The following is a 21,720-nucleotide window of genomic DNA, read 5'->3' on the forward strand; positions in this document are numbered from 1 at the left end:
GGCCCCATCGCGAGCAAGCTCGCTCCCACATTGGATTGGTGTACACCAGATCCTTGTGGGAGCGAGCTTGCTCGCGATGAGGACGACTCGGTATCAAGACAACCGCGCAAGACCCTCAGTACATCCCTCCAGCAGATAACGATCGGTTAACGCTCCAGCCGCATTCTGCAGCTGACCGCATCCACATCAGCCTGACGCACGTATATCGGTTACAGGCCCTGAATCAGCGCCTGAACGTATGCACTGCGAACGAACCTGGAGTACACACCATGAAAATCCAACTGATCATCGCCCTGACCCTTTGCGTGCTGGGCGCCAACACCTTCGCGGCCGATGGTTACGACAGAACCGGCTCGGCCTCTTTTGCCTCCGAAGCCAGCGCCTCTGTCGAACGCGCCCACTCAGATGCCTATGCTGCTGACGGTTTCGATAAAACCGGCACCGCAGAAGCTATCGGCTGATTGCTGGAGGAAGGTCAACAGCCCGGTTTCGACCGGGCTTACTTATATCTGCAGGAACATAACTGCCGGAATCAACCCAAAACCCTGTAGGAGCGAGCTTGCTCGCGATGGTGTGTCAGCTACACCGGTGTCGGCTGACACATCATCGCGAGCAAGCTCGCTCCTACAGAAGATGGGTCGCATCGCTGGAAATAACATGTTCGTACTTGCACTATGAACGCCCCCCGAACGACGCCCCAGGAAACCCTTCCATGCCCGACGACATCCACTTCTACGAACCGGCCAACGGCCATGGCCTGCCCCACGATCCGTTCAATGCCATCGTCGGCCCGCGTCCCATTGGCTGGATTTCTTCACAGGATGGCGAAGGCCGCCTGAACCTGGCGCCCTACAGCTTCTTCAATGCCTTCAACTACATTCCGCCGATCATTGGTTTTTCCAGCGTCGGGCGCAAAGACAGCCTGAACAACATCGAACAGACCGGCGAATTCGCCTGGAACCTGGCGACCCGGCCACTGGCCGAGCAGATGAACCAGAGCAGCGCCATGGTTGGGCCTGAGGTCGATGAATTCGAACTGTCGGGGCTGACGCCCGCCGCGTCGAAAATCATTCAAGTGCCACGGGTTGGCGAAAGTCCGGTGTCCTTCGAGTGCAAGGTCACACAGATCATTCAGTTGCAGCGCGCCGACGGGAATGTGGTGCCGAGCTGGCTGATTCTCGGCGAGGTGGTCGCCGTGCATATCGCCAAGTGGCTGTTGAAGGACGGGGTGTACGACACCGCCGCGGCAGAACCGATTCTGCGCGGCGGCGGGCCAGCGGATTACTTCCAGCTGGGGCCTGAGGCATTGTTCAAGATGTATCGCCCGGGGGCGAAAAAATAACTTACCAGAGCAGGTCAGCGTCTTCTTTGACGTCTTTTAGCCGGGTCAACTCTTTGGCGGCGGCCAGATCGGCCTCGTTTGCAGTCTTGAAGATTTGCCCCTCAAGCACTTTATTAAAACGTGGCGCACCCGTGCCACCGATGGCTTTGACGGCGATCGCGGCGTGGTAACCACCCTCGCCCGGTATTACGGCGGAAACGGCTTCGAAGTGTTCAAAGGCTTTGCGTGCCATATCGCGGATCCTGGCTAATGGAAAGTGGAGCCATTAAACCCTCAACCCGCCATTTTGTGTACCCACGACTGGGACTGACCGAGCGCCTGGGCGGCCGACACGTCCTTGAAGGTATGAAAATCCAGGCTATTGACCACCAGTTCCTGCACCAGCTCGGCAAAAATCTCCATGGCCGGCGTATTGAAGTACGCGGTCATGGCCTGTTGATGGGTCCAGAAGCCGGATACCAGCCATAACTGCGGATCACATTGCGAGTGTTGCAAGGCGAAGCTCAGGCAACCCGGTGCGCGGCGGGACGGTTCGATCAGGGCACTGAGGCGTGCACCGAGTTCGGCTGAACGCCCGGTGCGGGCGCGGACAAAGGCCATATGACTGACGGGAATCTGCGTAGACATGTTCAACCCTCCCAGGTACTCGAGTGGCAGCCGTGGGACGGGCTGCGACAGGATCAAAGGTTAAACGCCCGCACGCCGCCCCGTTAGTCGATTCCTGCCGGCTTGTTGCACAATCCTGCGAGACTGAATGCCGCAGCTGTAAAAGCGGTAAATTCTGTCACGGGACTGAAACACGACTTTCAAGCAAGTTTTCCCTGTCACAGGCTGCCATGGCAGCGCCGCCCTCCACCCCCGTGCAGAATCAGGCAAGCTTTTGGCAGGATGTGTCTATCACTGTTCCTTGCACAAACTTAAGCTCGGCTCATTACCCACGCCTCACCGAGGATGCCCTGCATGTCGTCGCTCGATCATTTCCAAGCCCCGCTGGATGCCGACATGGAGAAACAGCGCGCGGAACTGGCCGCCATTATCCGTAGCAACACAGCCGAGGATGGCACTTATGCCACGGCCGTCGGCTCGCTGTTCATGTCGCGTCACAGCCAGTCCCACGAGTTCGCCCCGGTGTTGGCGCAGCCCGCGCTGTGCATCATGGCCCAGGGTCGCAAGGAAGTTCGCCTCGCTGACGAGCTATTCAATTACGACCCACTGAATTACCTGGTGGTCTCGGTCTCGATGCCGTTGAGCGGACGGGTGGTCAATGTTTCGCCGCAGGAGCCGATCCTGGCCGTGCGACTGGACATCGACCCGGCGGAAATCACCGCGCTGATTGCTGACGCCGGCCCCCTCGGAGTGCCCGCACGGCCAACCGGGCGCGGCCTGTACGTCGAACGGATCGACACCTCCATGCTCGACGCAGTGCTACGCCTGGCCCGCTTGTTGAAGACGCCAAAAGACATCGCCATGCTGGCGCCGCTGATTCGTCGGGAGATCCTCTATCGACTGTTGCGCAGCCAACAGGGCCATCGACTGTACGAAATTGCCATCGCCAACAGCCAAAGCCATCGCATCAGCCAGGCCATCAAATGGCTCAACGGCAACTATGAGCAGCCGCTGCGGATCGATGATCTGGCGAAGGAAGTGAACTTGAGCGTGTCGACACTGCATCACCGGTTCAAGGCGATGACGGCCATGAGTCCGTTGCAATATCAAAAGCAGCTGCGTTTGCAGGAAGCACGGCGGTTGATGCTGGCGGAGGGGCTGGAGGCTTCGGCGGCGGGGTATCGCGTAGGGTATGAAAGTCCCTCGCAGTTCAGCCGGGAGTACAGCCGATTGTTCGGGGCGCCCCCGTTGCGGGATTTGGCGCGGTTGCGGTTGTCGGTCTAGCTGAGGATGTATTTCGGATGTGCGGGCCATTCGCGAGCAGGCTCGCTCCCACAAGTGACCGTGTTCTCAGAAACAACTCGGTCTAATGTGGGAGCGAGCCTGCTCGCGAAGGGGCCAGTCAGTCAGGCGCCGAGTACGCGGCAAGCCTCAGCCGGCAACGTCACCGACACCGGATTGCCAATGCTCAACCCAAAATCCTGACTCGGCGTACTCAACGCCGTAAACGTAACGCCGGAACACTCTACCGTCGTTTCGATCGTCGCGCCGATATCGCGCACAAATGTCACTTTGCCCATCAACCGATTCCCCGCCGCTGCCTGCGGATGCGACAGTTGCAGGTCCTCAGGGCGAATCAGCATCTTCACTTTCTCACCGGCCACAATACTGCTGCAGATCGGCACGTCCAGTGCGTCGCCACCCGGCAAACCAATCTTGCCGTTGCCCAGCGCCGTGGCCGGGAAGATGTTGCCCGAACCGATGAAGTCCGCGACAAACTCGTTGGCTGGATGCCGGTAAATCTCGATCGGCGTACCCACTTGCTGCACCCGATGCTCACCCAATACCACAACGATATCGGCCATGGTCATGGCTTCACGCTGGTCATGGGTCACCAGGATGGTGGTGATGTTCAAGCGCTGTTGCAGCTGACGGATTTCTACCTGCATCGACTCACGCAGCTTGGCATCCAGTGCCGACAGCGGCTCATCCAGCAGCAGGATTTTCGGGTGATTGGCAATCGCCCGGGCAATCGCCACACGCTGACGTTGCCCGCCAGAGAGTTTCGCCACCGGGCGATCAATCATTTCCTGCAGCTGAATCAGTTCCAGCAACTCCACCACACGCGCTTGCTGATCAGCCTTGCTGACCCCGCGCAGTTTCAGCGGATACGCAATGTTCTCTCCCACCGTCATGTGCGGGAACAGTGCCAAGGATTGAAACACCATACCGAAATTGCGCTCGTGCGCCGGGGTGTGGCCAATGTCTACGCCGTCCAGGCGAATCTCGCCAGCGGACAGGGTTTCAAGCCCTGCGATCATTCGCAGCAAGGTGGTTTTACCGCAGCCCGAAGGGCCGAGGAAACACACCAGTTTGCCTTCCGGCAAATGCAGGTTTACATCTTTTACCGCGCAAGCCGAGCCGTAGCGTTTCTCGACGTTTTCAAGAATAAGACCAGTCATGTTGCACCTCAAAAATCAGAACGAAACGCCACCTTCACCAACCAGCTTCTCCAACGCCCAAATCAGGACGAAGTCGATCAGCACGATCAGCACGGCAAACGAGAAAACGGTTGGGTCGAGCGAAGACACGGTGCGGCTGTACATCCAGATCGGCACGGTCATGACGTCGATGGTGTAGAGGAAGTAGGTCACGGTGAATTCGTTGAAAGAAACGATGAACGCCAGCAGCATGCCCGCCAGGATCCCCGACTTCATCAGCGGCACCACTACATCGACAATCGCCCGCGTCGGCGAAGCGCCGAGCATTTGCGCGGCCTCTTCGACTTCGCTACCGATGGAGAGCATCGCCGCGGTGCAGTTCTTCACCACGAAGGGCAACGCCAGAATCACGTGGGCAATCACCAGGCGCGAGGTGGTCATCTGGAACGGCAGGCTATCGAACACCAGCAGCAACGCCAGCCCCAGTACTACCATCGGAAACACCAACGGCAGCGACATCAGTTGCAGCGCCACGGCTTTGCCGCGGAACTCGCAACGGGTCAGCGCATAGGCCGCCGGCACCGCAATAATGGTCGCGAAAACCATGGTCAGGCACGCCACCATCAGGCTGGTGGTCATGGCTTTGCCCAGGCTCAGCACATCGCTGGAATCCGGCGACGCGAAGGTGTGCCAGGCGGCCTTGTACCATTGCAGGCTGTAGCTGCTCGGCGGGAAGTCGAGGTTCGACGAACCGCTGAACGACATCACGATCATGGTCAGGATCGGCAACACCGCCAACAGCAGGATGAAGCCCGACAACACACCGGCAAAATTGCCGGTTTCGCCCGGCAGCAGCGAGTGACGCTTTTTGATCAGGGTGCTCATTGGGAAGCCTCCAGCATGCGCCGACGACGGCCAGTAAAGTATTCAGAAAACGTCATGATCGCGAGGGTAGTGACAATCAGTACCACACCGGCAGCGGACGCGGCGGGCCAGTTCATCAGCGGCGCGATCTGGTCATGGACCATCACCGCCAGCATCGGCACGCGACGGCCACCGAGCAACAAAGGCACCACGAAGCTGCTGGCGTTGTAAGCAAATACCAATGTCGCACCGGTGATGATCCCCGGAAAACTCATCGGCAGAACTACCTGGCGGAACACCTGAAAGCGACTGGCGCCCAGGGTAGCGGCGGCTTCTTCGTAGCTACGGGCGACGCCGCGCATGGCGCTGGCAATCGGCAACACGGCCAACGGAAACGCGGTTTGCACCAGGCCCATCAAGACGCCGTTCTGGTTGTACAGCAGCATGATCGGTCGCGTGATCAGGCCCAGGCCCATCAGCGCCTGATTGAGCATCCCGCCCGGGCCGAGAATCACCAGCCAGCCGTAGCTTTGCAGCAACAGGTTGACCAACAACGGCAACAGCACCGCCGCGAGGAAGATCCGTCGCACGAACGGCGAGGTCAGACGCGACATGGTGTAGGCCACCGGGATCGCCAAAAGGACGGCGATCACTGCGCTGATCAAGGCCAGGCGCAGGGTCAGTACCAAGGATTTGAGGTAATACGGTTCCAGCAGTTGCGCGTAACTGGCCAGGCTGAACCCGGTCCATTCCGCACCTTTGGTGCCCACGCTCATGCGCAGTACCAGAAGGCTCGCGGCAATCAGCACGCCGAGAAACAGCATCGACGGCGAGAGGAAAAGCCAGGCGCGCGCCGTTGGCGAAACACCCCGGTTTGCGCGCGCGGGTGCGGCGGCGGCGGCGTGAATCAGAGGTTGGTGTTCCATAGCAAGGGTCTCGTCAATGGAAGATCAGGAACATCTCGCGCCCGGCAACTGCAGGCGCTGCCGGAGGCTACGATCTTTTGATCTTTTTCAGGGCCACCGGAGACCAGGATCAAAAGATCGCAGCCTCCGGCGGCTCCTATGGATCAGGAAGAAAAGATTTCCGTGTAGCGACGAATCCATTGGTCATGCACGGTGGCCAGGAAGGCGTTGTCGTGCATGATCGCCTTCTCGGCAATCTGCTCAGGCGTCAGGATGAATGGGCTCTTGCGGGCTTCGGCGGAGATGACCGCCTTGGCGTTGACCGGGCCGTTGTAGATATCTTCAGCCATCTTGCCCTGGACCACTGGGTCCAGAGAGTGGTTGATGAAGGCGTAGGCCATGTCGGTGTCGCCCGGACGGTTTTTCGGCATAACCGATTGCATCAAGTCGGTGTAGAAACCTTCCTTCATGCCAAAGGTTGCACTCAGACCGTAGTTCGGATCGCGGATCTGTTTCGGGAAGAACGCGGGTGCATACAGGCCACCCATGTCCAGAGAACCGGTGCGGAACAGCTCGGCGATCTGGTTCGGGTTCTCACCCAGGGTCACCACACGAGGTTTCAGCTCGGCGAGTTTCTTGAAGCCAGGCTCAACGTTGTGTTCGTCACCACCGGCCAGTTTGGCGGCGATGATGATCAGGTCCATGGCCTCGGTCCAGTTTGGCGGCGGCAGGAAGATGTTTGGCGCCGCGTCAGCGTCCCACAGCGAGGCGTAACTGGTCGGGGCTTCTTTCTGGGTACGGGTGCTGTAGACCAGGCTGTTGCACCAGAGCAGGTAACCGATACCGTGGCCATTGGCGCCGGTGCGGTACTTCTCCGGTACATCTACCAGGTTAGGGATGCGGTTGAGGTCGGGTTTTTCCAGCAACCCGGCGGCGGCCAGACCTTCGGCGCCAACGCCGGCCAGGGTGATGACGTCGTACTGCGGACGATCACCGCCAGCCTTGAGCTTGGCAACCATTTCCGAAGTACTGCCGGTACGGTCAGCGATGACCTTGCAGCCGTACTTTTCTTCGAAGGTCGCGGCGATGTTACGCAGCGCTGCCAGACCGGTGTCATCGGACCAGGTCAGCAAACGCAGGGTCTTGCCGGCAAAACGTGTGTCGCTGGCATTGGCTTTCATGAACGGCATGCTCATGGCCGCTGCTGCAACCGAGGCTACGCCTACGGTTTTGATAAATTGACGTCTGTTCAGATCATGATCGCCCATGAAGGACTCCCTTTGTTTTTGTAAGTATGAGGTTGGTCGCAACCATTGCATTCCGCGCGCCCAGTTCGGCTTCAAACCCCCCGGTTTCAAAGGGTAAGAACAACGCCGACGGGTTCATCCTGATGTTGTGTAAAACACCTGACTATCGATAAAAACTCATTGAAGCCATGACGTCTGCGCATGCCTCGTTTCGAGGCATGCATTGACCTTTTTTGTGCCTTCAGACGGCACGAATTACATGTTTTATTTCCTGGAAAGCCTGCAAGCCCCACGGCCCCAATTCGCGGCCGATACTGCTCTGCTTGTAGCCACCCCAAGCGGTCTGCGGGAAGATCACTTGCGGCGCGTTGATCCACACAAGCCCCGCCTGCAAGGCGTTGGCGACCCGATCGGCCGCTGCGGCGTCACGCGTGACCACACTGGCCACCAGGCCGAACTGGCTGTCGTTGGCCAAGGCAATCGCTTCGGCTTCAGAGGCAAAACTGCGCACGCAGATCACCGGACCAAAAATTTCTTCACACCACAACGCACTGTCGAGGGGCACGTCGGTGAAAATCGTCGGCTGCAAAAAATAACCGCGCGGCAGGTCCGCCGGACGATTACCGCCGCAAACCAGCTTGGCACCGTCACTCAAACCGCGATCGATGTGACCCAGCACACGCTGGAATTGCGCCTGATTGACCAGCGCGCCCATTTCCACGTTCGGGTCGAACGGGTCAGCCACACGAATGGCTTCGGCGCGAGCCTTCAAACGCAGGAGGAACTCATCGGCCAGTTCATCGGCGACCAGCACGCGGCTGGTGGCGGAACACATCTGCCCGGCGTTGAAGAAACCACCGCCGCAGGCCACTTCCACTGCCAGTTCGATGTCGGCATCAGCCAGCACCAGCAGCGAAGATTTGCCGCCCAGCTCCAGGCTCACACCTTTGACAGTTTCTGCTGCGCGCTGCATGACCTGCACGCCCACTGCGTTGCTGCCAGTGAAGGAAATCTTGGCGATACGCGGGTCAGCCGACATCGGCGCGCCGACCGCCAGGCCGGTGCCGCAGACCAGGTTGAACACACCCTTGGGCAGACCGGCGTCGGCGATGATCGCCGCCAGCTCCAGCTCCGGCAGTGGCGTGACTTCCGAAGGTTTGAGCACCACGCAGCAACCAGCGGCCAGGGCCGGGGCCAGTTTCCAGGCTGTGGTGACCATCGGGAAGTTCCACGGCACGATCAGGCCAACCACACCGCACGGCTCACGGCGCACGCGGGCGCTGAAGTCGTCGGTTGGCAGCTCGACGTTGCTGTCCTGTTTCGCGTCCAGGCCTTCGGCCAGACCGGCGTAGTACTCGAACGTGGCAATGACGTCATCGACATCGATGGCCGCTTCGAACAACGGTTTGCCGTTGTTGCTCGACTGAGCGTGCATCAACTGCTCGCGACGGGCCTGCACGCCGGCAGCGATGTTGCGCAGGATCGCGCCGCGCTCGGCGCCGGTAGTTTGCGACCAGCCCTTGAAGGCTTCGGTAGCCGCATTCGCAGCTTGATCGACGGCTTGCGCATCGCCGCCGTTAACGGTGGTCAACAAGGCTTCGGTCGCCGGGTTGATCACGCGCAAGTGTTCGCTGCCCGCCGACCATTGGCCGTCGATATACAGGCCGTCCAGTGTGATTGGGAAGCTCATTTGGATACCGCCTTCATCCACTGGGTCTGATCGATTTCAATCAGGGTCGGGCCCTGACGATCGGCGGCATTACGCAGGGCGATGCGCAGTTGCTCGACACCGTTGACGGCCTCGGCCTCGCAGCCCAGCGCCTTGGCAACGCCGATGAAGTCCGGGGTGTAGATGTCCACGCCGACCGGCTCGATAGCACGGTTGACCATGTACTTTTTGATCTCTTCGTAGCCCTGGTTATTCCACAGCAGGACAATGATCGGGGTGCGCGCTTCAACGGCACTGGCCAGTTCCGGCAGGGTGAATTGCAGGCCGCCGTCGCCGATCAGGCATACCACCGGTGGGCGTGATCCCTCTTCGGCGCTGCCGCCGAGCCAGGCGCCGATAGCCGCCGGCAATGCGTAGCCGAGGGTGCCGTAACCGGTCGAAGAGTTGAACCAGCGACGCGGGCGCTGCGGGTTGAAGGTCAGGTTGCCGGTGTACACCGGTTGGGTCGAATCGCCGACGAACACTGCGTCCGGCAATTCGTGCAGAACGGTTTCAAGGAAACAGGTCTGGGCCAGTGTCGGAGCATCCCACGTGGCAGCCAGCTCTTCGCGCAAACGTGCGGCACGGACCTGGCCCCAATCGTTGCCGCGCTTGGCCAACGAACGACGGGACAGCTCGCTCAGCAACGCTTGAGCGGCGTTGCGCGAGTCAGCCACCAGCGCGACTTTCGGCGGGTAGTTGCGCACGGTCTGGTCTGGATCGATGTCCACACGCAGCAGCACGCCAGGAATCTCGAAACCACCGGCGAAAGTAACGTCGTAGTCGGTCTCGGCCAGTTCGGTGCCGATGGCCAATACCACGTCGGCCTCGGCCACCAGGGCGCGGGTTGCGACCAGGCTCTGAGTCGAGCCGATCAGCAATGGGTGGCCGGTTTCCAGTATGCCTTTGGCATTGATGGTCAGGGCCACCGGCGCGTCCAGCAATTCGGCCAGCTCAGTCAGTTCCGCTGCCGCGTCAATGGCGCCGCCACCGGCAAGAATCAGCGGGCGCTTGGCACCGGCCAGCAACTCGGACATGCGGCTGACCGCGCTTGGCGATGCACCGGCGCGGTCGATGTTGACCGGCAGGCTGGTCAGCAGGTCATCGGCATCTTCCACCAGCACGTCCAGCGGAATTTCAATGTGCACCGGACGCGGACGGCCAGCCTGGAACAGCGCGAAAGCACGGGCCAAAACGCCTGGCAACTCGGACGCCGACATCAGGGTGTGGGAGAACGCGGCCACGCCGCCGACCAATGCGCTCTGGTTCGGCAGTTCGTGGAGCTTGCCGCGACCACCGCCCAATTGGCTGCGGGCCTGTACACTGGAGATCACCAGCATCGGGATCGAATCGGCATACGCCTGACCCATCGCGGTGGTGATGTTGGTCATGCCTGGGCCGGTGATGATGAAACAGACACCCGGCTTGCCGCTGGTGCGAGCATAACCGTCGGCCATGAAACCGGCGCCTTGTTCGTGACGCGGAGTAACGTGGTTGATGCTCGAACGGGCCAGCCCGCGGTACAGTTCCACGGTGTGAACGCCAGGGATGCCGAACACCTGCTCAACCCCGTAATCTTCGAGTAACTTGACCAATACTTCGCCGCACGTCGCCATGTCATTGCCCTTCTTGTTCGTTTGAGACGCCGGGCCTGCGCAGTGTTTATGATGGATTGGCAGGTCCAGGGATGGCCTCATTGGAACGGGCGACAGGTAGCCGGAACAATGGATAAAAAGTCATACTAGCCATGTCCTCAAGTCATACCTTGGATCCCAATGAAACGACTGCCCCCCCTGCCGACGTTGCACACCTTTCTGATTACCGCGCAGTGCTGCAACTTCACCCGAGCAGCCGACCAACTGCACATCACCCAGGGTGCAGTGAGTCGGCAGATTGCCGGGCTGGAAGATCATCTGGGTTATGAGTTGTTTATTCGTCAGGCCCGAGGCCTTGACCTGACCGCCGAAGGACGGGAATGGCTGCCACGGGTTCAGCAGATTTTCGAGCTGATCGACGACGCCGTAGATCAGATCGGCGCGAAGCGCGAAACCCTGCAACTCAAGGCGCCGACCTGTGTCATGCGCTGGCTGTTGCCGCGCCTGTTGCAGTGGCAAAGGGAGCGCCCTGATGTGCCGGTGGAATTGACCACCACGGTCAAACACGGCGTGGATTTTCATCGTGAACAATTCGATGCGGCCGTGATGTACGGTGCGCCACCGGACCGTTCATTGGAGTCCCAGCATCTGTTCGATGAACAACTGACGCCGGTCTGTTCCCAACCTCTGCTCGATGGCCCGGTGCCGCTGTTGACTCCCAAGGACCTGGAGCAGCATATGCTGCTGCACCCGACCCGGGATGAACGGGACTGGAAGACGTGGCTGGCCACGGCGGATGTTTGTTTGTCCAATATCAGCAAAGGTCAGCATTTCGAAACGCTGGACCTGGCGATGTCGATGGCCTCACAAGGGACAGGCGTGGCGATTGGGGATTGGTCGCTGATTGGCGATGACCTGAGCGCCGGACGGCTGGTGATGCCGTTTGATTTGAAGGTAAAAACAGGGAAGGGGTATTACCTGGTTCTGCCACATAAGTCAGCACCTTCGCCGAAGTTACAGGCATTATTGGAGTGGTTAGTGGGACAGGCGCAATCGCGTTGAACCGAAAACCCCTGTAGGAGCGAGCTTGCTCGCGATGGTGGGTCAGCCACATTGATGTCGACTGACACACCATCGCGAGCAAGCTCGCTCCTACAGGGGGGGTGTGGTGTTACGGGGATCAGTACCCGACTGTGAACCGTTGCCGTGAATGCTTCGGCGCTTCCACTTCGTCGATCATTGCTATCGCATAATCAGCGAACGTCATCCAGCTCCGCCCTGCACTGCTCACCAGTAAATCGTCTTTACCGATGCGGAATTTGCCGGTGCGTTCGCCTTCGACGAACTCTGCCGATGGCGACAGGAAGGACCAGTCCAGATCCTTTTCCTGACGCAGGTTTTCAAGAAATACAGCGCCAGCACCCGCCTCAGCCTTGTAGGCCTCGGGGAACCCCTTGCTGTCAATAACGCGGGTTCCGTCCGGCAGCAGCAGCGAGCCGGCGCCGCCCACCACCAGCAGACGTTTGACCCCGGCCGCTTTCACCGGCCCGATCACGGCACTGGCCGCGAGCGTCGAGAAATGCGCCGCGCTGATCACCACATCATTGCCCGCGATTGCCGCTTGCAACGCAGCAGCGTCGAGGGCATCGACATTCTTGCAGACCACACCCGCACGTTCGCCGATTTTCGACGTGTCGCGGGCAATGGCGGTGACGCTGTGACCACGACGCAGGGCCTCTTCCAACAGTTGGCTACCGGCGCGACCGGTGGCACCGATGATTGCGATTTTGCTCATGACGTTCTCCAGTTGGCTTAGGTAAATCAGCAATTTTTGGCAGTGGCAGGGCGAGTTACCACTTCATCTCGCCCTTGGCGACTTTGGCGCTCAGCGCCAGCGAGCTTTCTTCGCCCAGTGTCGGGTAACGTTTCTGCATCGCAGCGATCAGCGCGGCAGAGTCCTTGGCCTTGGCGGTTTCTTCGTCGAAGGCCTTGATGTAATCGGCGGTGAACTGCACCGCGGCCAGCGAACGGGCACTGTTACCGAGGGTGTGACCCGGCACGATGGTTTTCGGTTTCAAGGTTTCGATGGAGTGCAGCGTAGCCAACCAGTCGGTATGGGACTGCGCCGTTTGGGTGTCAGCCATCCAGACGTGGATGTTTTCTGCGACGACCACGCCACCGACCACGGCCTTGATCGACGGAATCCATACGAAAGTGCGATCCGGCTGCTTGCCTTCAAGTCCCACCACCTGCAATTTCTGCCCTTCGAGGATCAGGCTGTCCCCTTTGAGGACATCCGGGACGATGGTTTTGGCCGGCACGTCAGCCCCCATTTTCGGCCCCCAGAACGCCAGTTTGCCGTCGACGGTTTGTTTGATGTGATCCACCGTCGGTTGCGAGGCCAGCACCTTGGCTTGTGGGAATGCGCGGGTCAGGGTGTCCAGGCCGAAGTAGTAATCCGGGTCGCCGTGGCTGATGTAAATGGTGGTCAGTTGCTTGCCACTGGCACGGATCTTCTCCACCAGTTGCTCAGCCTGGGATTTGCCGAATTGCGCGTCGACCAGGATCGCGTCCTTCTCACCGCTGACCAATACCGACGTCACGGGGAAGATCGCTTTCTCGCCCGGGTTGTACACGTCCAGCGTCAGCGTCGAGGTCGCCGCTGCGTGGGCCGCGAAGCCGAGGGTGGCGGTGGCCAGCAACAGGCGTTTGAGAGAGGTGAAGCCGATCATGTGTTGCTCCGTTGTCCGATGAATGCCCTTTGTAGGAGCGAGCTTGCTCGCGATGGACGAAAAATCGCCGCGTTCAATCGGTAAGTACGCGTAATCGTTAACGACCATCGCGAGCAAGCTCGCTCCTACAAGGGAACAGAGCTTAGTTGCCTGAGTCAGTACAAAAAATGCGAAGCTGGGACATAGTTTGTTTCTAAAAGTGGGCAAATCATGGATCGTCTACAAGCAATGCGCGTGTTCGTCACGGTCGTTGACCTCGGCAGCCAGTCGGCCGCCGCCGATCATCTGGACCTGTCACGCCCGGTGGTGTCGCGGTATCTGGCGGAGCTGGAGGACTGGGTCGGCGCGCGCCTGATGCATCGCACCACCCGCAAATTGAGCCTGACCGCCGCCGGCAACGAAATCCTGCCCCGCTGCCGACAGATGCTCGACTTATCCACAGATATGCAAGCGGCCGTCAGCGAACCCGACGATGCCCCGCGCGGCTTGCTGCGCGTCAGCGTCAGCACCTCGTTCGGCCAGGCGCAACTGGCGGACGCCATCGCGGCTTACGTCAAACGCTACCCTGGCGTCAGCATCGACATGCAAATGCTCGACCGCACGGTGAACCTGGTGGATGAGCGTATCGACCTGGCGATTCGCACCAGCAACGACCTCGACCCCAACCTGATCGCCCGGCGACTGACGGTCTGCCGCTCGGTGATCTGCGCCTCCCCCGCTTACCTGCGCGAACACCCCGCACCGCAACGGGTCGAGGATTTGAGCCTGCACAATTGCCTGACCCATTCCTACTTCGGCAAAAGCCTCTGGCATTTCGAGCAGGGCGGCGAACCGGTCTCGGTGCCGGTGCAGGGCAACATCAGCGCCAACGAAGCCAGCACCCTGCTGCGCGCGGCCATGGCCGGTGCCGGCGTGGCCATGCTCCCCAGTTATCAGGCCGGCGTACATATCCACAGCGGCGAACTGATCCGCCTGCTGCCCCAGGCCGAACCGCGACAGATGAACGTGTACGCCGTGTATGCCTCACGCAAACACATGCCGGCGGCGCTGCGTAGCCTGCTGGATTTTCTGGTGTTGAGGTTCCCGGAAGAACCCGCGTGGGATGTCGGACTGTAACCGGATCAAAAATGTGGGAGCGAGCTTGCTCGCGATAGCGGTGTGTCAGTAAGCATCTTTATTGAATGATCAACCGCTATCGCGAGCAAGCTCGCTCCCACAGGGGTTCATCAGTGTTCTGAATACCGGGTTACATGTGAATACCGCTTAAGTGGCAACTCACCGGCGCTGACCTATGCTGAAAGTAATACCCAAGGGTATTCGTTCAGAGGTCAGCGCCATGAACATCAAAACAAGAAGATACCTCGCGATTTTTGTGACTTGCGCGGTCACGCTCGGGCTGTATGGCGCTGCCGCCTGGCGCGTCGAACAGCTACGCAACTTGCCCCGTGAATACGCGAGCTGCAACTTTGAACGCTGCATCCCCCACAACGCCACCCTCAATGCCCTGCGGTAACGCAGGGGATCAAGCCTGGTTGTCCTGATCGGCCTTCAAGTGGTCGCGAAAAGCCTTGGGCGAGATCCCCACTCGGCGCCGGAAAAGACGCGTGAAGTTGGTCGGATCAGAGAACCCCAACACGTCGGACATTTCGTAAATGGTCATGCTGGTGTAGGTCAGCAAACGCTTGGCCTCCAGCAATTGACGTTCGTGCATGATCTGCAACGCCGGTTGTCCCGCCAGTTCACGGCAGGTGCCGTTGAGGTGCGACACGGAAATCCCCAATCGATGGGCCAGGTCCTCGACCTTGACGTGCTGGCGATAAGTCTCCTCGACCAATTGAATAAAACCGTTGAGGTATTCCCGGGCACGCTGCGGACGCTGAGTGGCCGAGCGGCGCTGAAGCACCTGACGGCTGACCCACACCATGATCACGCTGACCAGCGAATGCATGAGCATTTCCCGCGCGGGTTGATGGCCGGTGTATTCGCTTTGCAGCGCCGAAAACAGACTATTCAAGTAGTCGCTGTCCTTGCCCGCCGGATAACTTTCGGCCTGGGCCAGGGCATTCACCGAGTGACCCAGTTGCGCTTGAAGATGAGCAATCAGCGGCGCGGCCAGGGTGACGACAAACCCTTCGACATCTTCGGAAAAACGATAGCCATGCACCGATAACGGCGGCAAAACCAGGATCGCCGGTTCGCTCAGTTGCGTGCGTTTGCCTTCGATTTCAAGCTCTGCCTGACCTTTGAAAACGAAGAGCAGTTGACATAAATCTGCGTGGCGATGGGGTTTGATTTCCCATTGATGTTCGCGGCTGCGTTTGGAAATGGTTTCACAGTGCAGCAAGTCCGGGGTCGGCCAGTCCAGGCTTTCACCATAGAGCTTGAACACGGGAATCGAAGGCAGGGCAGGCTTGTTCATCACTTCAATCCAGGCCTCGGGGATGTGACGGGCGATAATCGCACCGATTGGCAGAATGTCCAGGTATCGGCTCAGTTTTCACCTTCAATTGACAGACTCGCAAGTGAAAAATGCAAGCACTCGATCCATAAAAATCATTCACCGGCCTTGGTCGCGTGAAACTTGCGAGTCATAAAAACAATGAAAGCCCTGAAAACCCAAGTTGCCATTATCGGTGCTGGCCCCTCCGGATTGTTGCTCGGCCAATTGCTGCACAACGCCGGTATCGACACCCTCATCCTCGAACGCCAAACACCGGATTATGTGCTCGGTCGAATCCGTGCCGGTGTTCTCGAACAAGGCATGGTAGAGCTGCTGCGTCAGGCTGGCGTGGGGCAGCGCATGGACGCCGAAGGGCTGGTGCATGGCGGGTTCGAACTGGCCCTCGACGGGCGTCTGGTGCACATCGATCTGCACGCCCTGACCGGTGGCAAAACGGTGATGATCTACGGCCAGACCGAAGTCACTCGCGACCTGATGGCCGCTCGTCAGATCGCTGCTGCAACGACGATCTACGAGGCGCACAACGTCGTGCCTCACGGCATGAAAACCGCTGAAGCGTTCGTCACGTTCGAAAAGGACGGTGAGACGTTTCGGCTCGATTGTGACTATATCGCCGGTTGCGACGGCTTCCATGGTGTGGCTCGGCAGTCGATTCCCGCCGAAAGCCTTAAGGTGTTCGAGCGGGTCTACCCGTTTGGCTGGCTCGGGATTCTCGCCGACACCCCGCCGGTCCATGACGAGTTGGTCTACGCCAGCCACCAACGCGGCTTTGCCCTGTGCAGCATGCGCTCGGCAATGCGCACTCGCTATTACCTGCAGGTGCCGGCCGATGAGCAGGTGGAAAACTGGTCCGATCAGCGCTTCTGGGATGAACTCAAATCTCGCCTGCCTGGCGCGTTGGCCGAGTCATTGGTGACCGGGCCGTCCATCGAAAAAAGCATCGCGCCGCTGCGCAGTTTTGTGGTCGAGCCCATGCAATACGGGCGAATGTTCCTGGTCGGTGACGCGGCACACATCGTCCCGCCGACGGGAGCCAAGGGCCTTAACCTGGCCGCCAGCGACGTCAGTACGCTGTTCAATATCCTGCAGAAGGTTTACCGCGAAGGCCGTGTCGATTTGCTGGAGAAATACTCTGAGGTATGCCTGCGCCGGGTGTGGAAAGCCGAGCGCTTTTCGTGGTGGATGACGTCGATGCTGCACCGCTTCGACGATCACGACGGCTTCAGTCAGCGGATTGCCGAGTCGGAGCTGGCGTATTTTGTAGACTCCGAGGCGGGTCGAAAGACCATTGCAGAAAATTACGTCGGGCTTCCATATGAGGCTATCGAATAGCCTGCTACCGACTTACACTGGCGAGCATCCCCGCTCGCCTTGCTCCTTGCGGGACAATCACTGCCCGCAGGTTTTACCCGTGACCAATCTCCACCAGCCTCAAACGCCCAAACCGGCCATTCGCAGTGTATTGATCGCGCTGATGCTGGCGATCTTTCTCGCCGCGCTGGACCAGACCATCGTCGCCGTGTCGATGCCGGCCATTTCCGCGCAATTCAAGGACGTCAATCTGCTGGCCTGGGTGATTTCCGGCTACATGGTGGCGATGACGGTGGCCGTGCCGATCTACGGCAAACTCGGCGATCTGTACGGCCGCCGCAAGTTGATGCTGTTTGGCATGGGCGTGTTCACGCTCGCGTCGTTGTTCTGTGGCATGGCCCAGAGCATGGAGCAACTGGTGCTGGCGCGGATTATCCAGGGCATTGGCGCTGGCGGGATGGTTTCGGTGAGTCAGGCGATCATCGGCGACATCGTGCCGCCTCGGGAACGCGGCCGCTATCAAGGTTACTTCAGCAGCATGTACGCCGTCGCCAGCGTGGCCGGCCCGGTGCTTGGCGGTTACATGACCGAATACCTGTCCTGGCGCTGGGTGTTCCTGATCAATCTGCCGCTGGGCCTGGGTGCCTGGCTGGTGGCTAATCGCACGTTGGTGGGACTGCCGATACCGCAACGCAAACCGGTCATTGATTACCTCGGCACCCTGCTGATGATCATCGGTTTGACTGCCTTGTTACTCGGCATCACCCAGGTGGGTCAGGGTCATTCATGGCGCAGTGCCGAAGTATTGGGCTTGCTGGGCTGCGCCCTTGTCGGTCTGGCGTCGTTCGTCTGGTACGAGCGCCGGGCACGGGAGCCATTGCTGCCGATGCACCTGTTCGCCAATCACAATGCGGTCCTGTGCTGGTGCACGATTTTCTTCACCAGTTTCCAGGCGATTTCGTTGATTGTGCTGATGCCGCTGCGCTTCCAGAGCGTCACTGGCGCCGGGGCGGACAGCGCCGCCCTGCACTTGCTGCCGCTGGCCATGGGGCTGCCCGTTGGCGCGTACTTCGCCGGCCGTCGGACCTCGGTGACCGGGCGCTACAAACCGATGATCCTGAGCGGCGCCCTGCTCATGCCGCTTTCGATTCTCGGCATGGCGTTCAGCCCGCCCCAAGCGGTGCTGCTGAGCAGCGTGTTCATGCTGCTCTGCGGGATTGCGTCGGGCATGCAGTTCCCGACTTCATTGGTCGGCACGCAGAATTCGGTGGACCAGCGAGACATCGGTGTCGCCACCAGCACCACCAACCTGTTCCGCTCGCTGGGCGGTGCAGTGGGCGTGGCGTTGATGTCAGCGCTGCTGTTGGCGTTGTTGCAGGATTCGAGCTTCGCCCATCTGGCCGGTTCGTCGATGATTGCCGAGGGCGGTTCGGGGAATGTCTTGCTGGACGGCTTGAACGCCGCGCCTGGGGACGCGCAGAACGCCTTGCGCGCCGAGCTGTTGCTGACCTTCCGGCATTTGCTGATGGTCAGCGCGGCAGTATCGTTGTTGGGATTGACGGCGGCGATTGCCATGCCGAACATGTTGTTGCGTGGGCGTGAGGATAAGGTTCGATAGATAGACCGAGTCTCGGCCATCGCGAGCAAGCTCGCTCCCACAGTGATTGGTGTCGTACACAAAATGTGTGGCCGCTGGAGATCCAATGTGGGAGCGAGCTTGCTCGCGATGGCATCATCACTGATGCCACTAATCAAGGGCTGTAATACCCGACAGCCACCAGATAATGCCCGACCTTTTTCAGGTAGGCATGTTTGTCCTCGACCTTCCCGGTCACCGGGTTTTTCCAGCGGTATTCGTATTCGCCGTCATCCTGCTTGGCAATCAACGCCAGGATCGGCTCGCCCACCGGTTTGTCTTCCGGGTCTTTGATCTTGCTGAAATCGGTGTTGATCAACCGTAAATTGGTCCCGTGAGCGACATAACGCTGGGTATCCAGGTCGACGACGAACACATACAAGTCGTCCTGCAGGTAACCGCCCTTAAGCGAGTTGATCGCCGTCAGCGTGCCCTTCTCGTCCTTGGCCAGATCCGCTGCCGCTTTATTCAACAACGCCATGGCCTGCTCCGCCGACGCTCGTGGCAGGTAGTAACCGACCGCCAGGATTCGCTGGCCGACGCGCTGGTAGAACACGTGTTTGCGTTCAACCTTGCCATCAGACCCGTTCTGCCAGCGATATTCCACCTGCTGAATGCCATTGGCCTCCGGGAAAGGCCTTGTCGCCATTGTTGTGGTAGTAGGCCAGCGTTTTTTCCAGCAAGGCCCTGGCGGCCTTGCTGTCGTCTTTTTCTGTCCCGGCGGCTTGAGCGTGGCCCAGGCACAGCAATAGCATCGCCCTGTAGGAGCGAGCTTGCTCGCGATGGGCGTCAACGATGACGCGCACTGCCTGGATAAATGCGCCGGCTTCGAATTCATCGCGAGCAAGCTCGCTCCTACATACGGGGGCCGGCCGGATTATTGTGGCCGGGCGCGGAGTTGTTGCTGCAGGTTCTGGATCTGCGCTTGAAGGGTGTTGATGGTGCGGGTGACCTGAGCGCGGAAAGAGTCGAACTCGGCGATGTTGGTGGCTCCTTGGGGGCGATTGTCCTGCTGGCTTTTCAGCACAATCATGTCTTGCTCCAGACGCTCGATGGCTGCGCTCGGGTTGCCTTGCTTCTTCAATGCGGCGATGTCGGTGTTTAGACTTTTAAGTTCCGCATCGACTTGGCCGGTATCCGCCGGGGCGCTTTTCAATGCGGCCAGGTCACTGCTCAAGGCTTTGACCTGTGCCTGCAATTGTGTATTGGCGGTCTGGAACTCTGTGTTCTGAGCGGTTGCCTGCGCCAGGCGCTTATCCAGATCAGTGGTTTGCGCCGTCATCTGCGCCAGACGCTTGTCCAGCTCCGAAGTCTGGCCTGCAACGCCTTGCTGCTGCTGGCTCTGATCCTGGAGTTTGCTTTCCAGTTGTTTGATTTGCAGTTTCAGCGCTTCGCTGTCGCTGGTGACGTTGGTCTGGCTGGCCACCACCTTGCCGGATATGTCCTGCAAGCGCCCCGCCGCTTCCTCACTGATGCGTGCGAAACTTTCCTGGGTCGCCACCAATTGCTGCTCCATCAGCGTGAGCTGCTGAAAGCTCCACCAGGCAAGGCCGGCGAACGCAAAGAGCAAGGCGCCGACCAGCGCCCACAACGGCCCGGTGCTCGGCCCTTTGACCTTGACGACCGGTGCGGGCCGCGAATGCACGGAGGTGCGAGCGCTGGGTACAAAATCATCGTCGTCGAGATTGTCGGCGCGCAGGCTGGGTACATTGTCAAAATCGTCGTTGGCATCGTTACGCATGGACATTGAGTCAACCTTTGTGGAACGCGGTGATGGCTTGATGCGGCGCAGTATAAACCCCACTGCCGCACCGATTGACCCTCAAGCCCGAACTCGGTTCAGTGTCGGGAGGCGGGTTGCCGCAAACTCAGTGAATGTCCTGGGCCTTCCACCAGCCACAGAATTCATCCAGGGCCGTCCAGAGACTGACCTTCGGATCGTAATCCAGATAATGCCGGGCGCGGCTGATGTCCAGGGTGAAATTTTTGTTCATGACTTGCATGCCCAGTCGCGACATCGTCGGCTCGGGACGACCGGGCCACAGCTTGCACACGCCCTCATTGAGCGCCGCGACGGTGTAGGCCAAACCGTAGGAACGATAGCGGGTTACTTGTGGGACTTCCATTTTACGCATGACGTAATTGACCACATCCCATAACGGAATCGGCGTGCCATTGCTGATGTTGTACGCCTTTCCCAACGCCGAGCCGCTGGCCAGCAAGCTGCTGAGCAACGCTTCATTGAGGTTTTGCACGCTGGTGAAATCGACCTTGTTCAGGCCATTGCCGACAATCGCCAGGCGCCCCTTGCGCTGCATCTTCAGCAGCCGTGGAAAGATGCTCATGTCACCGGCGCCGGTCACGAAGCGCGGGCGCAGGGCCAGGGTTTCGAGCCCGAACTCCTGGGCACCGAAGACTTTTTGCTCGGCCAGGTACTTGGTGGCGGCGTAGGGATGCTTGAAGCGCTTGGGGACTTGTTCTTCAGTCAACCCAAGATGATCGCGACCATCGAAATAGATCGAGGGCGACGATAAGTGCACCAGGCGTCGCACCCGCTGTTTCAGGCAGGCCTCGACCACGTTTTCGGTGACTTGCACGTTGCCTAGATGGAAGTCCTGATAACGCCCCCACACGCCCACCGCGCCGGCGCAATGCACCACGGCTTCGACGTCTGAGCACAGCTCACGCGCCAGTTCCGGATCGCTCAAGTCGCCCTGAATGAACTCGGCGCCACGGCGCACCAGGTGTTCGACGCTTTCGGCCCGGCGACCATTGACCCGCACATCCAGGCCCTGCTCCAGGGCAAAACGCGCAAAGCGCCCGCCAATGAAGCCGCTTGCGCCGGTAACCAGAATTTTCATGTAGAGCTCCG

21 protein-coding genes and 1 pseudogene are annotated in these 21,720 nt (G+C 59.7%); 8 read left to right on the plus strand and 14 right to left on the minus strand.

Annotation, left to right across the window (positions count from 1 at the left end):
* The first annotated feature begins 269 nt into the window (after window positions 1–269).
* Together AC1MDT_RS16315 and AC1MDT_RS16320 are read left to right on the plus strand one after the other, a co-directional pair.
* Window positions 270–461: a hypothetical protein gene (locus tag AC1MDT_RS16315; protein ID WP_480418100.1), complete on the plus strand. Its 192-nt coding sequence runs from the start codon at window positions 270–272 to the stop codon at window positions 459–461.
* Between the two features lie 251 nt (window positions 462–712).
* Window positions 713–1,342, plus strand: a complete 630-nt coding sequence (locus tag AC1MDT_RS16320; protein WP_480418101.1) for a flavin reductase family protein — start codon at window positions 713–715, stop codon at window positions 1,340–1,342.
* Between the two features lies 1 nt (window position 1,343).
* On the opposite strand, the gene AC1MDT_RS16325 is transcribed toward AC1MDT_RS16320, so the two are convergent.
* Window positions 1,344–1,574 (minus strand): hypothetical protein, encoded by a 231-nt coding sequence (locus tag AC1MDT_RS16325; protein WP_480418102.1) that lies wholly within the window; start codon window positions 1,572–1,574, stop codon window positions 1,344–1,346.
* Between the two features lie 41 nt (window positions 1,575–1,615).
* Complete coding sequence (locus AC1MDT_RS16330; RefSeq protein ID WP_480418103.1) at window positions 1,616–1,969, minus strand: putative quinol monooxygenase; 354 nt, start codon at window positions 1,967–1,969, stop codon at window positions 1,616–1,618.
* 333 nt (window positions 1,970–2,302) lie between these two features.
* Between AC1MDT_RS16330 and AC1MDT_RS16335 the strand changes: the two genes are divergently transcribed.
* The gene (locus tag AC1MDT_RS16335; protein WP_480418104.1) at window positions 2,303–3,232 is read left to right on the plus strand and encodes an AraC family transcriptional regulator; all 930 of its coding nucleotides are present in this window, start codon (window positions 2,303–2,305) and stop codon (window positions 3,230–3,232) included.
* 122 nt (window positions 3,233–3,354) lie between these two features.
* On the opposite strand, the gene AC1MDT_RS16340 is transcribed toward AC1MDT_RS16335, so the two are convergent.
* The 6 genes from AC1MDT_RS16340 to AC1MDT_RS16365 form a co-directional block, all read right to left on the minus strand.
* Entirely contained in the window at window positions 3,355–4,410 is a 1,056-nt protein-coding gene (locus tag AC1MDT_RS16340; RefSeq protein WP_480418105.1) for an ABC transporter ATP-binding protein, read from the minus strand.
* A 15-nt stretch (window positions 4,411–4,425) separates the two neighbouring features.
* A complete protein-coding gene (locus AC1MDT_RS16345; RefSeq protein ID WP_480418106.1) occupies window positions 4,426–5,274 on the minus strand; it encodes an ABC transporter permease in 849 nt (282 codons plus the stop codon).
* Window positions 5,271–6,179, minus strand: coding sequence for an ABC transporter permease (locus AC1MDT_RS16350; protein WP_480418107.1), 909 nt, complete (start codon window positions 6,177–6,179; stop codon window positions 5,271–5,273). The genes AC1MDT_RS16345 and AC1MDT_RS16350 overlap by 4 nt, the downstream gene beginning before the upstream one ends.
* A gap of 143 nt (window positions 6,180–6,322) precedes the next feature.
* The gene (locus AC1MDT_RS16355; RefSeq protein ID WP_480418108.1) at window positions 6,323–7,426 is read right to left on the minus strand and encodes an ABC transporter substrate-binding protein; all 1,104 of its coding nucleotides are present in this window, start codon (window positions 7,424–7,426) and stop codon (window positions 6,323–6,325) included.
* Between the two features lie 220 nt (window positions 7,427–7,646).
* Window positions 7,647–9,095 carry an aldehyde dehydrogenase family protein gene (locus AC1MDT_RS16360; RefSeq protein WP_480418109.1) on the minus strand — a complete coding sequence of 483 codons (1,449 nt, stop codon included), beginning with the start codon at window positions 9,093–9,095 and terminating at the stop codon, window positions 7,647–7,649.
* Window positions 9,092–10,729, minus strand: a complete 1,638-nt coding sequence (locus tag AC1MDT_RS16365) for a 5-guanidino-2-oxopentanoate decarboxylase (protein WP_480418110.1) — start codon at window positions 10,727–10,729, stop codon at window positions 9,092–9,094. The genes AC1MDT_RS16360 and AC1MDT_RS16365 overlap by 4 nt, the downstream gene beginning before the upstream one ends.
* A gap of 159 nt (window positions 10,730–10,888) precedes the next feature.
* Between AC1MDT_RS16365 and AC1MDT_RS16370 the strand changes: the two genes are divergently transcribed.
* Window positions 10,889–11,770 carry a LysR substrate-binding domain-containing protein gene (locus tag AC1MDT_RS16370; RefSeq protein WP_480418111.1) on the plus strand — a complete coding sequence of 294 codons (882 nt, stop codon included), beginning with the start codon at window positions 10,889–10,891 and terminating at the stop codon, window positions 11,768–11,770.
* 118 nt (window positions 11,771–11,888) lie between these two features.
* Here the strand turns inward: AC1MDT_RS16370 and AC1MDT_RS16375 are convergent, their stop codons facing one another.
* Complete coding sequence (locus AC1MDT_RS16375) at window positions 11,889–12,503, minus strand: NAD(P)-dependent oxidoreductase (RefSeq protein WP_480418112.1); 615 nt, start codon at window positions 12,501–12,503, stop codon at window positions 11,889–11,891.
* 55 nt (window positions 12,504–12,558) lie between these two features.
* Window positions 12,559–13,440 carry an MBL fold metallo-hydrolase gene (locus AC1MDT_RS16380; RefSeq protein ID WP_480418113.1) on the minus strand — a complete coding sequence of 294 codons (882 nt, stop codon included), beginning with the start codon at window positions 13,438–13,440 and terminating at the stop codon, window positions 12,559–12,561.
* A 210-nt stretch (window positions 13,441–13,650) separates the two neighbouring features.
* Here AC1MDT_RS16380 and AC1MDT_RS16385 point away from each other — a divergent pair, with 210 nt between their 5' ends.
* Window positions 13,651–14,556, plus strand: coding sequence for a LysR family transcriptional regulator (locus AC1MDT_RS16385; protein WP_480418114.1), 906 nt, complete (start codon window positions 13,651–13,653; stop codon window positions 14,554–14,556).
* A gap of 220 nt (window positions 14,557–14,776) precedes the next feature.
* A complete protein-coding gene (locus tag AC1MDT_RS16390) occupies window positions 14,777–14,953 on the plus strand; it encodes a hypothetical protein (RefSeq protein WP_201120358.1) in 177 nt (58 codons plus the stop codon).
* 9 nt (window positions 14,954–14,962) lie between these two features.
* Here the strand turns inward: AC1MDT_RS16390 and AC1MDT_RS16395 are convergent, their stop codons facing one another.
* Window positions 14,963–15,859 carry a helix-turn-helix domain-containing protein gene (locus tag AC1MDT_RS16395; RefSeq protein ID WP_480418115.1) on the minus strand — a complete coding sequence of 299 codons (897 nt, stop codon included), beginning with the start codon at window positions 15,857–15,859 and terminating at the stop codon, window positions 14,963–14,965.
* A 180-nt stretch (window positions 15,860–16,039) separates the two neighbouring features.
* Between AC1MDT_RS16395 and pobA the strand changes: the two genes are divergently transcribed.
* Together pobA and AC1MDT_RS16405 are read left to right on the plus strand one after the other, a co-directional pair.
* On the plus strand, window positions 16,040–17,233 hold the full coding sequence (pobA, locus tag AC1MDT_RS16400; protein ID WP_480418116.1) for a 4-hydroxybenzoate 3-monooxygenase: 1,194 nt from the start codon (window positions 16,040–16,042) through the stop codon (window positions 17,231–17,233).
* 79 nt (window positions 17,234–17,312) lie between these two features.
* The gene (locus AC1MDT_RS16405; protein WP_480418117.1) at window positions 17,313–18,830 is read left to right on the plus strand and encodes an MDR family MFS transporter; all 1,518 of its coding nucleotides are present in this window, start codon (window positions 17,313–17,315) and stop codon (window positions 18,828–18,830) included.
* Window positions 18,831–18,963: 133 nt separating this feature from the next.
* Here the strand turns inward: AC1MDT_RS16405 and AC1MDT_RS16410 are convergent.
* From AC1MDT_RS16410 to AC1MDT_RS16420, 3 genes and pseudogenes are all read right to left on the minus strand, one after another.
* A pseudogene (locus tag AC1MDT_RS16410) lies at window positions 18,964–19,603 on the minus strand (cache domain-containing protein).
* Between the two features lie 122 nt (window positions 19,604–19,725).
* Complete coding sequence (locus tag AC1MDT_RS16415; protein ID WP_480418118.1) at window positions 19,726–20,595, minus strand: ATPase; 870 nt, start codon at window positions 20,593–20,595, stop codon at window positions 19,726–19,728.
* A gap of 121 nt (window positions 20,596–20,716) precedes the next feature.
* On the minus strand, window positions 20,717–21,709 hold the full coding sequence (locus AC1MDT_RS16420) for an NAD-dependent epimerase/dehydratase family protein (RefSeq protein ID WP_414910133.1): 993 nt from the start codon (window positions 21,707–21,709) through the stop codon (window positions 20,717–20,719).
* Window positions 21,710–21,720 lie beyond the last annotated feature (11 nt).

The sequence above is a fragment of the Pseudomonas sp. ASL7 genome (assembly GCF_056680375.1).

What these genes read in the sequence shown, in the direction of transcription:
- AC1MDT_RS16315 (WP_480418100.1), top strand. Translation starts at nt 270, where the DNA reads ATGAAAATCCAACTGATCATCGCCCTGACCCTTTGCGTGCTGGGCGCC.
- AC1MDT_RS16320 (WP_480418101.1), top strand. Translation starts at nt 713, where the DNA reads ATGCCCGACGACATCCACTTCTACGAACCGGCCAACGGCCATGGCCTG.
- AC1MDT_RS16325 (WP_480418102.1), bottom strand. Translation starts at nt 1,574, where the DNA reads ATGGCACGCAAAGCCTTTGAACACTTCGAAGCCGTTTCCGCCGTAATA.
- AC1MDT_RS16330 (WP_480418103.1), bottom strand. Translation starts at nt 1,969, where the DNA reads ATGTCTACGCAGATTCCCGTCAGTCATATGGCCTTTGTCCGCGCCCGC.
- AC1MDT_RS16335 (WP_480418104.1), top strand. Translation starts at nt 2,303, where the DNA reads ATGTCGTCGCTCGATCATTTCCAAGCCCCGCTGGATGCCGACATGGAG.
- AC1MDT_RS16340 (WP_480418105.1), bottom strand. Translation starts at nt 4,410, where the DNA reads ATGACTGGTCTTATTCTTGAAAACGTCGAGAAACGCTACGGCTCGGCT.
- AC1MDT_RS16345 (WP_480418106.1), bottom strand. Translation starts at nt 5,274, where the DNA reads ATGAGCACCCTGATCAAAAAGCGTCACTCGCTGCTGCCGGGCGAAACC.
- AC1MDT_RS16350 (WP_480418107.1), bottom strand. Translation starts at nt 6,179, where the DNA reads ATGGAACACCAACCTCTGATTCACGCCGCCGCCGCCGCACCCGCGCGC.
- AC1MDT_RS16355 (WP_480418108.1), bottom strand. Translation starts at nt 7,426, where the DNA reads ATGGGCGATCATGATCTGAACAGACGTCAATTTATCAAAACCGTAGGC.
- AC1MDT_RS16360 (WP_480418109.1), bottom strand. Translation starts at nt 9,095, where the DNA reads ATGAGCTTCCCAATCACACTGGACGGCCTGTATATCGACGGCCAATGG.
- AC1MDT_RS16365 (WP_480418110.1), bottom strand. Translation starts at nt 10,729, where the DNA reads ATGGCGACGTGCGGCGAAGTATTGGTCAAGTTACTCGAAGATTACGGG.
- AC1MDT_RS16370 (WP_480418111.1), top strand. Translation starts at nt 10,889, where the DNA reads ATGAAACGACTGCCCCCCCTGCCGACGTTGCACACCTTTCTGATTACC.
- AC1MDT_RS16375 (WP_480418112.1), bottom strand. Translation starts at nt 12,503, where the DNA reads ATGAGCAAAATCGCAATCATCGGTGCCACCGGTCGCGCCGGTAGCCAA.
- AC1MDT_RS16380 (WP_480418113.1), bottom strand. Translation starts at nt 13,440, where the DNA reads ATGATCGGCTTCACCTCTCTCAAACGCCTGTTGCTGGCCACCGCCACC.
- AC1MDT_RS16385 (WP_480418114.1), top strand. Translation starts at nt 13,651, where the DNA reads ATGGATCGTCTACAAGCAATGCGCGTGTTCGTCACGGTCGTTGACCTC.
- AC1MDT_RS16390 (WP_201120358.1), top strand. Translation starts at nt 14,777, where the DNA reads ATGAACATCAAAACAAGAAGATACCTCGCGATTTTTGTGACTTGCGCG.
- AC1MDT_RS16395 (WP_480418115.1), bottom strand. Translation starts at nt 15,859, where the DNA reads ATGAACAAGCCTGCCCTGCCTTCGATTCCCGTGTTCAAGCTCTATGGT.
- pobA (WP_480418116.1), top strand. Translation starts at nt 16,040, where the DNA reads ATGAAAGCCCTGAAAACCCAAGTTGCCATTATCGGTGCTGGCCCCTCC.
- AC1MDT_RS16415 (WP_480418118.1), bottom strand. Translation starts at nt 20,595, where the DNA reads ATGTCCATGCGTAACGATGCCAACGACGATTTTGACAATGTACCCAGC.
- AC1MDT_RS16420 (WP_414910133.1), bottom strand. Translation starts at nt 21,709, where the DNA reads ATGAAAATTCTGGTTACCGGCGCAAGCGGCTTCATTGGCGGGCGCTTT.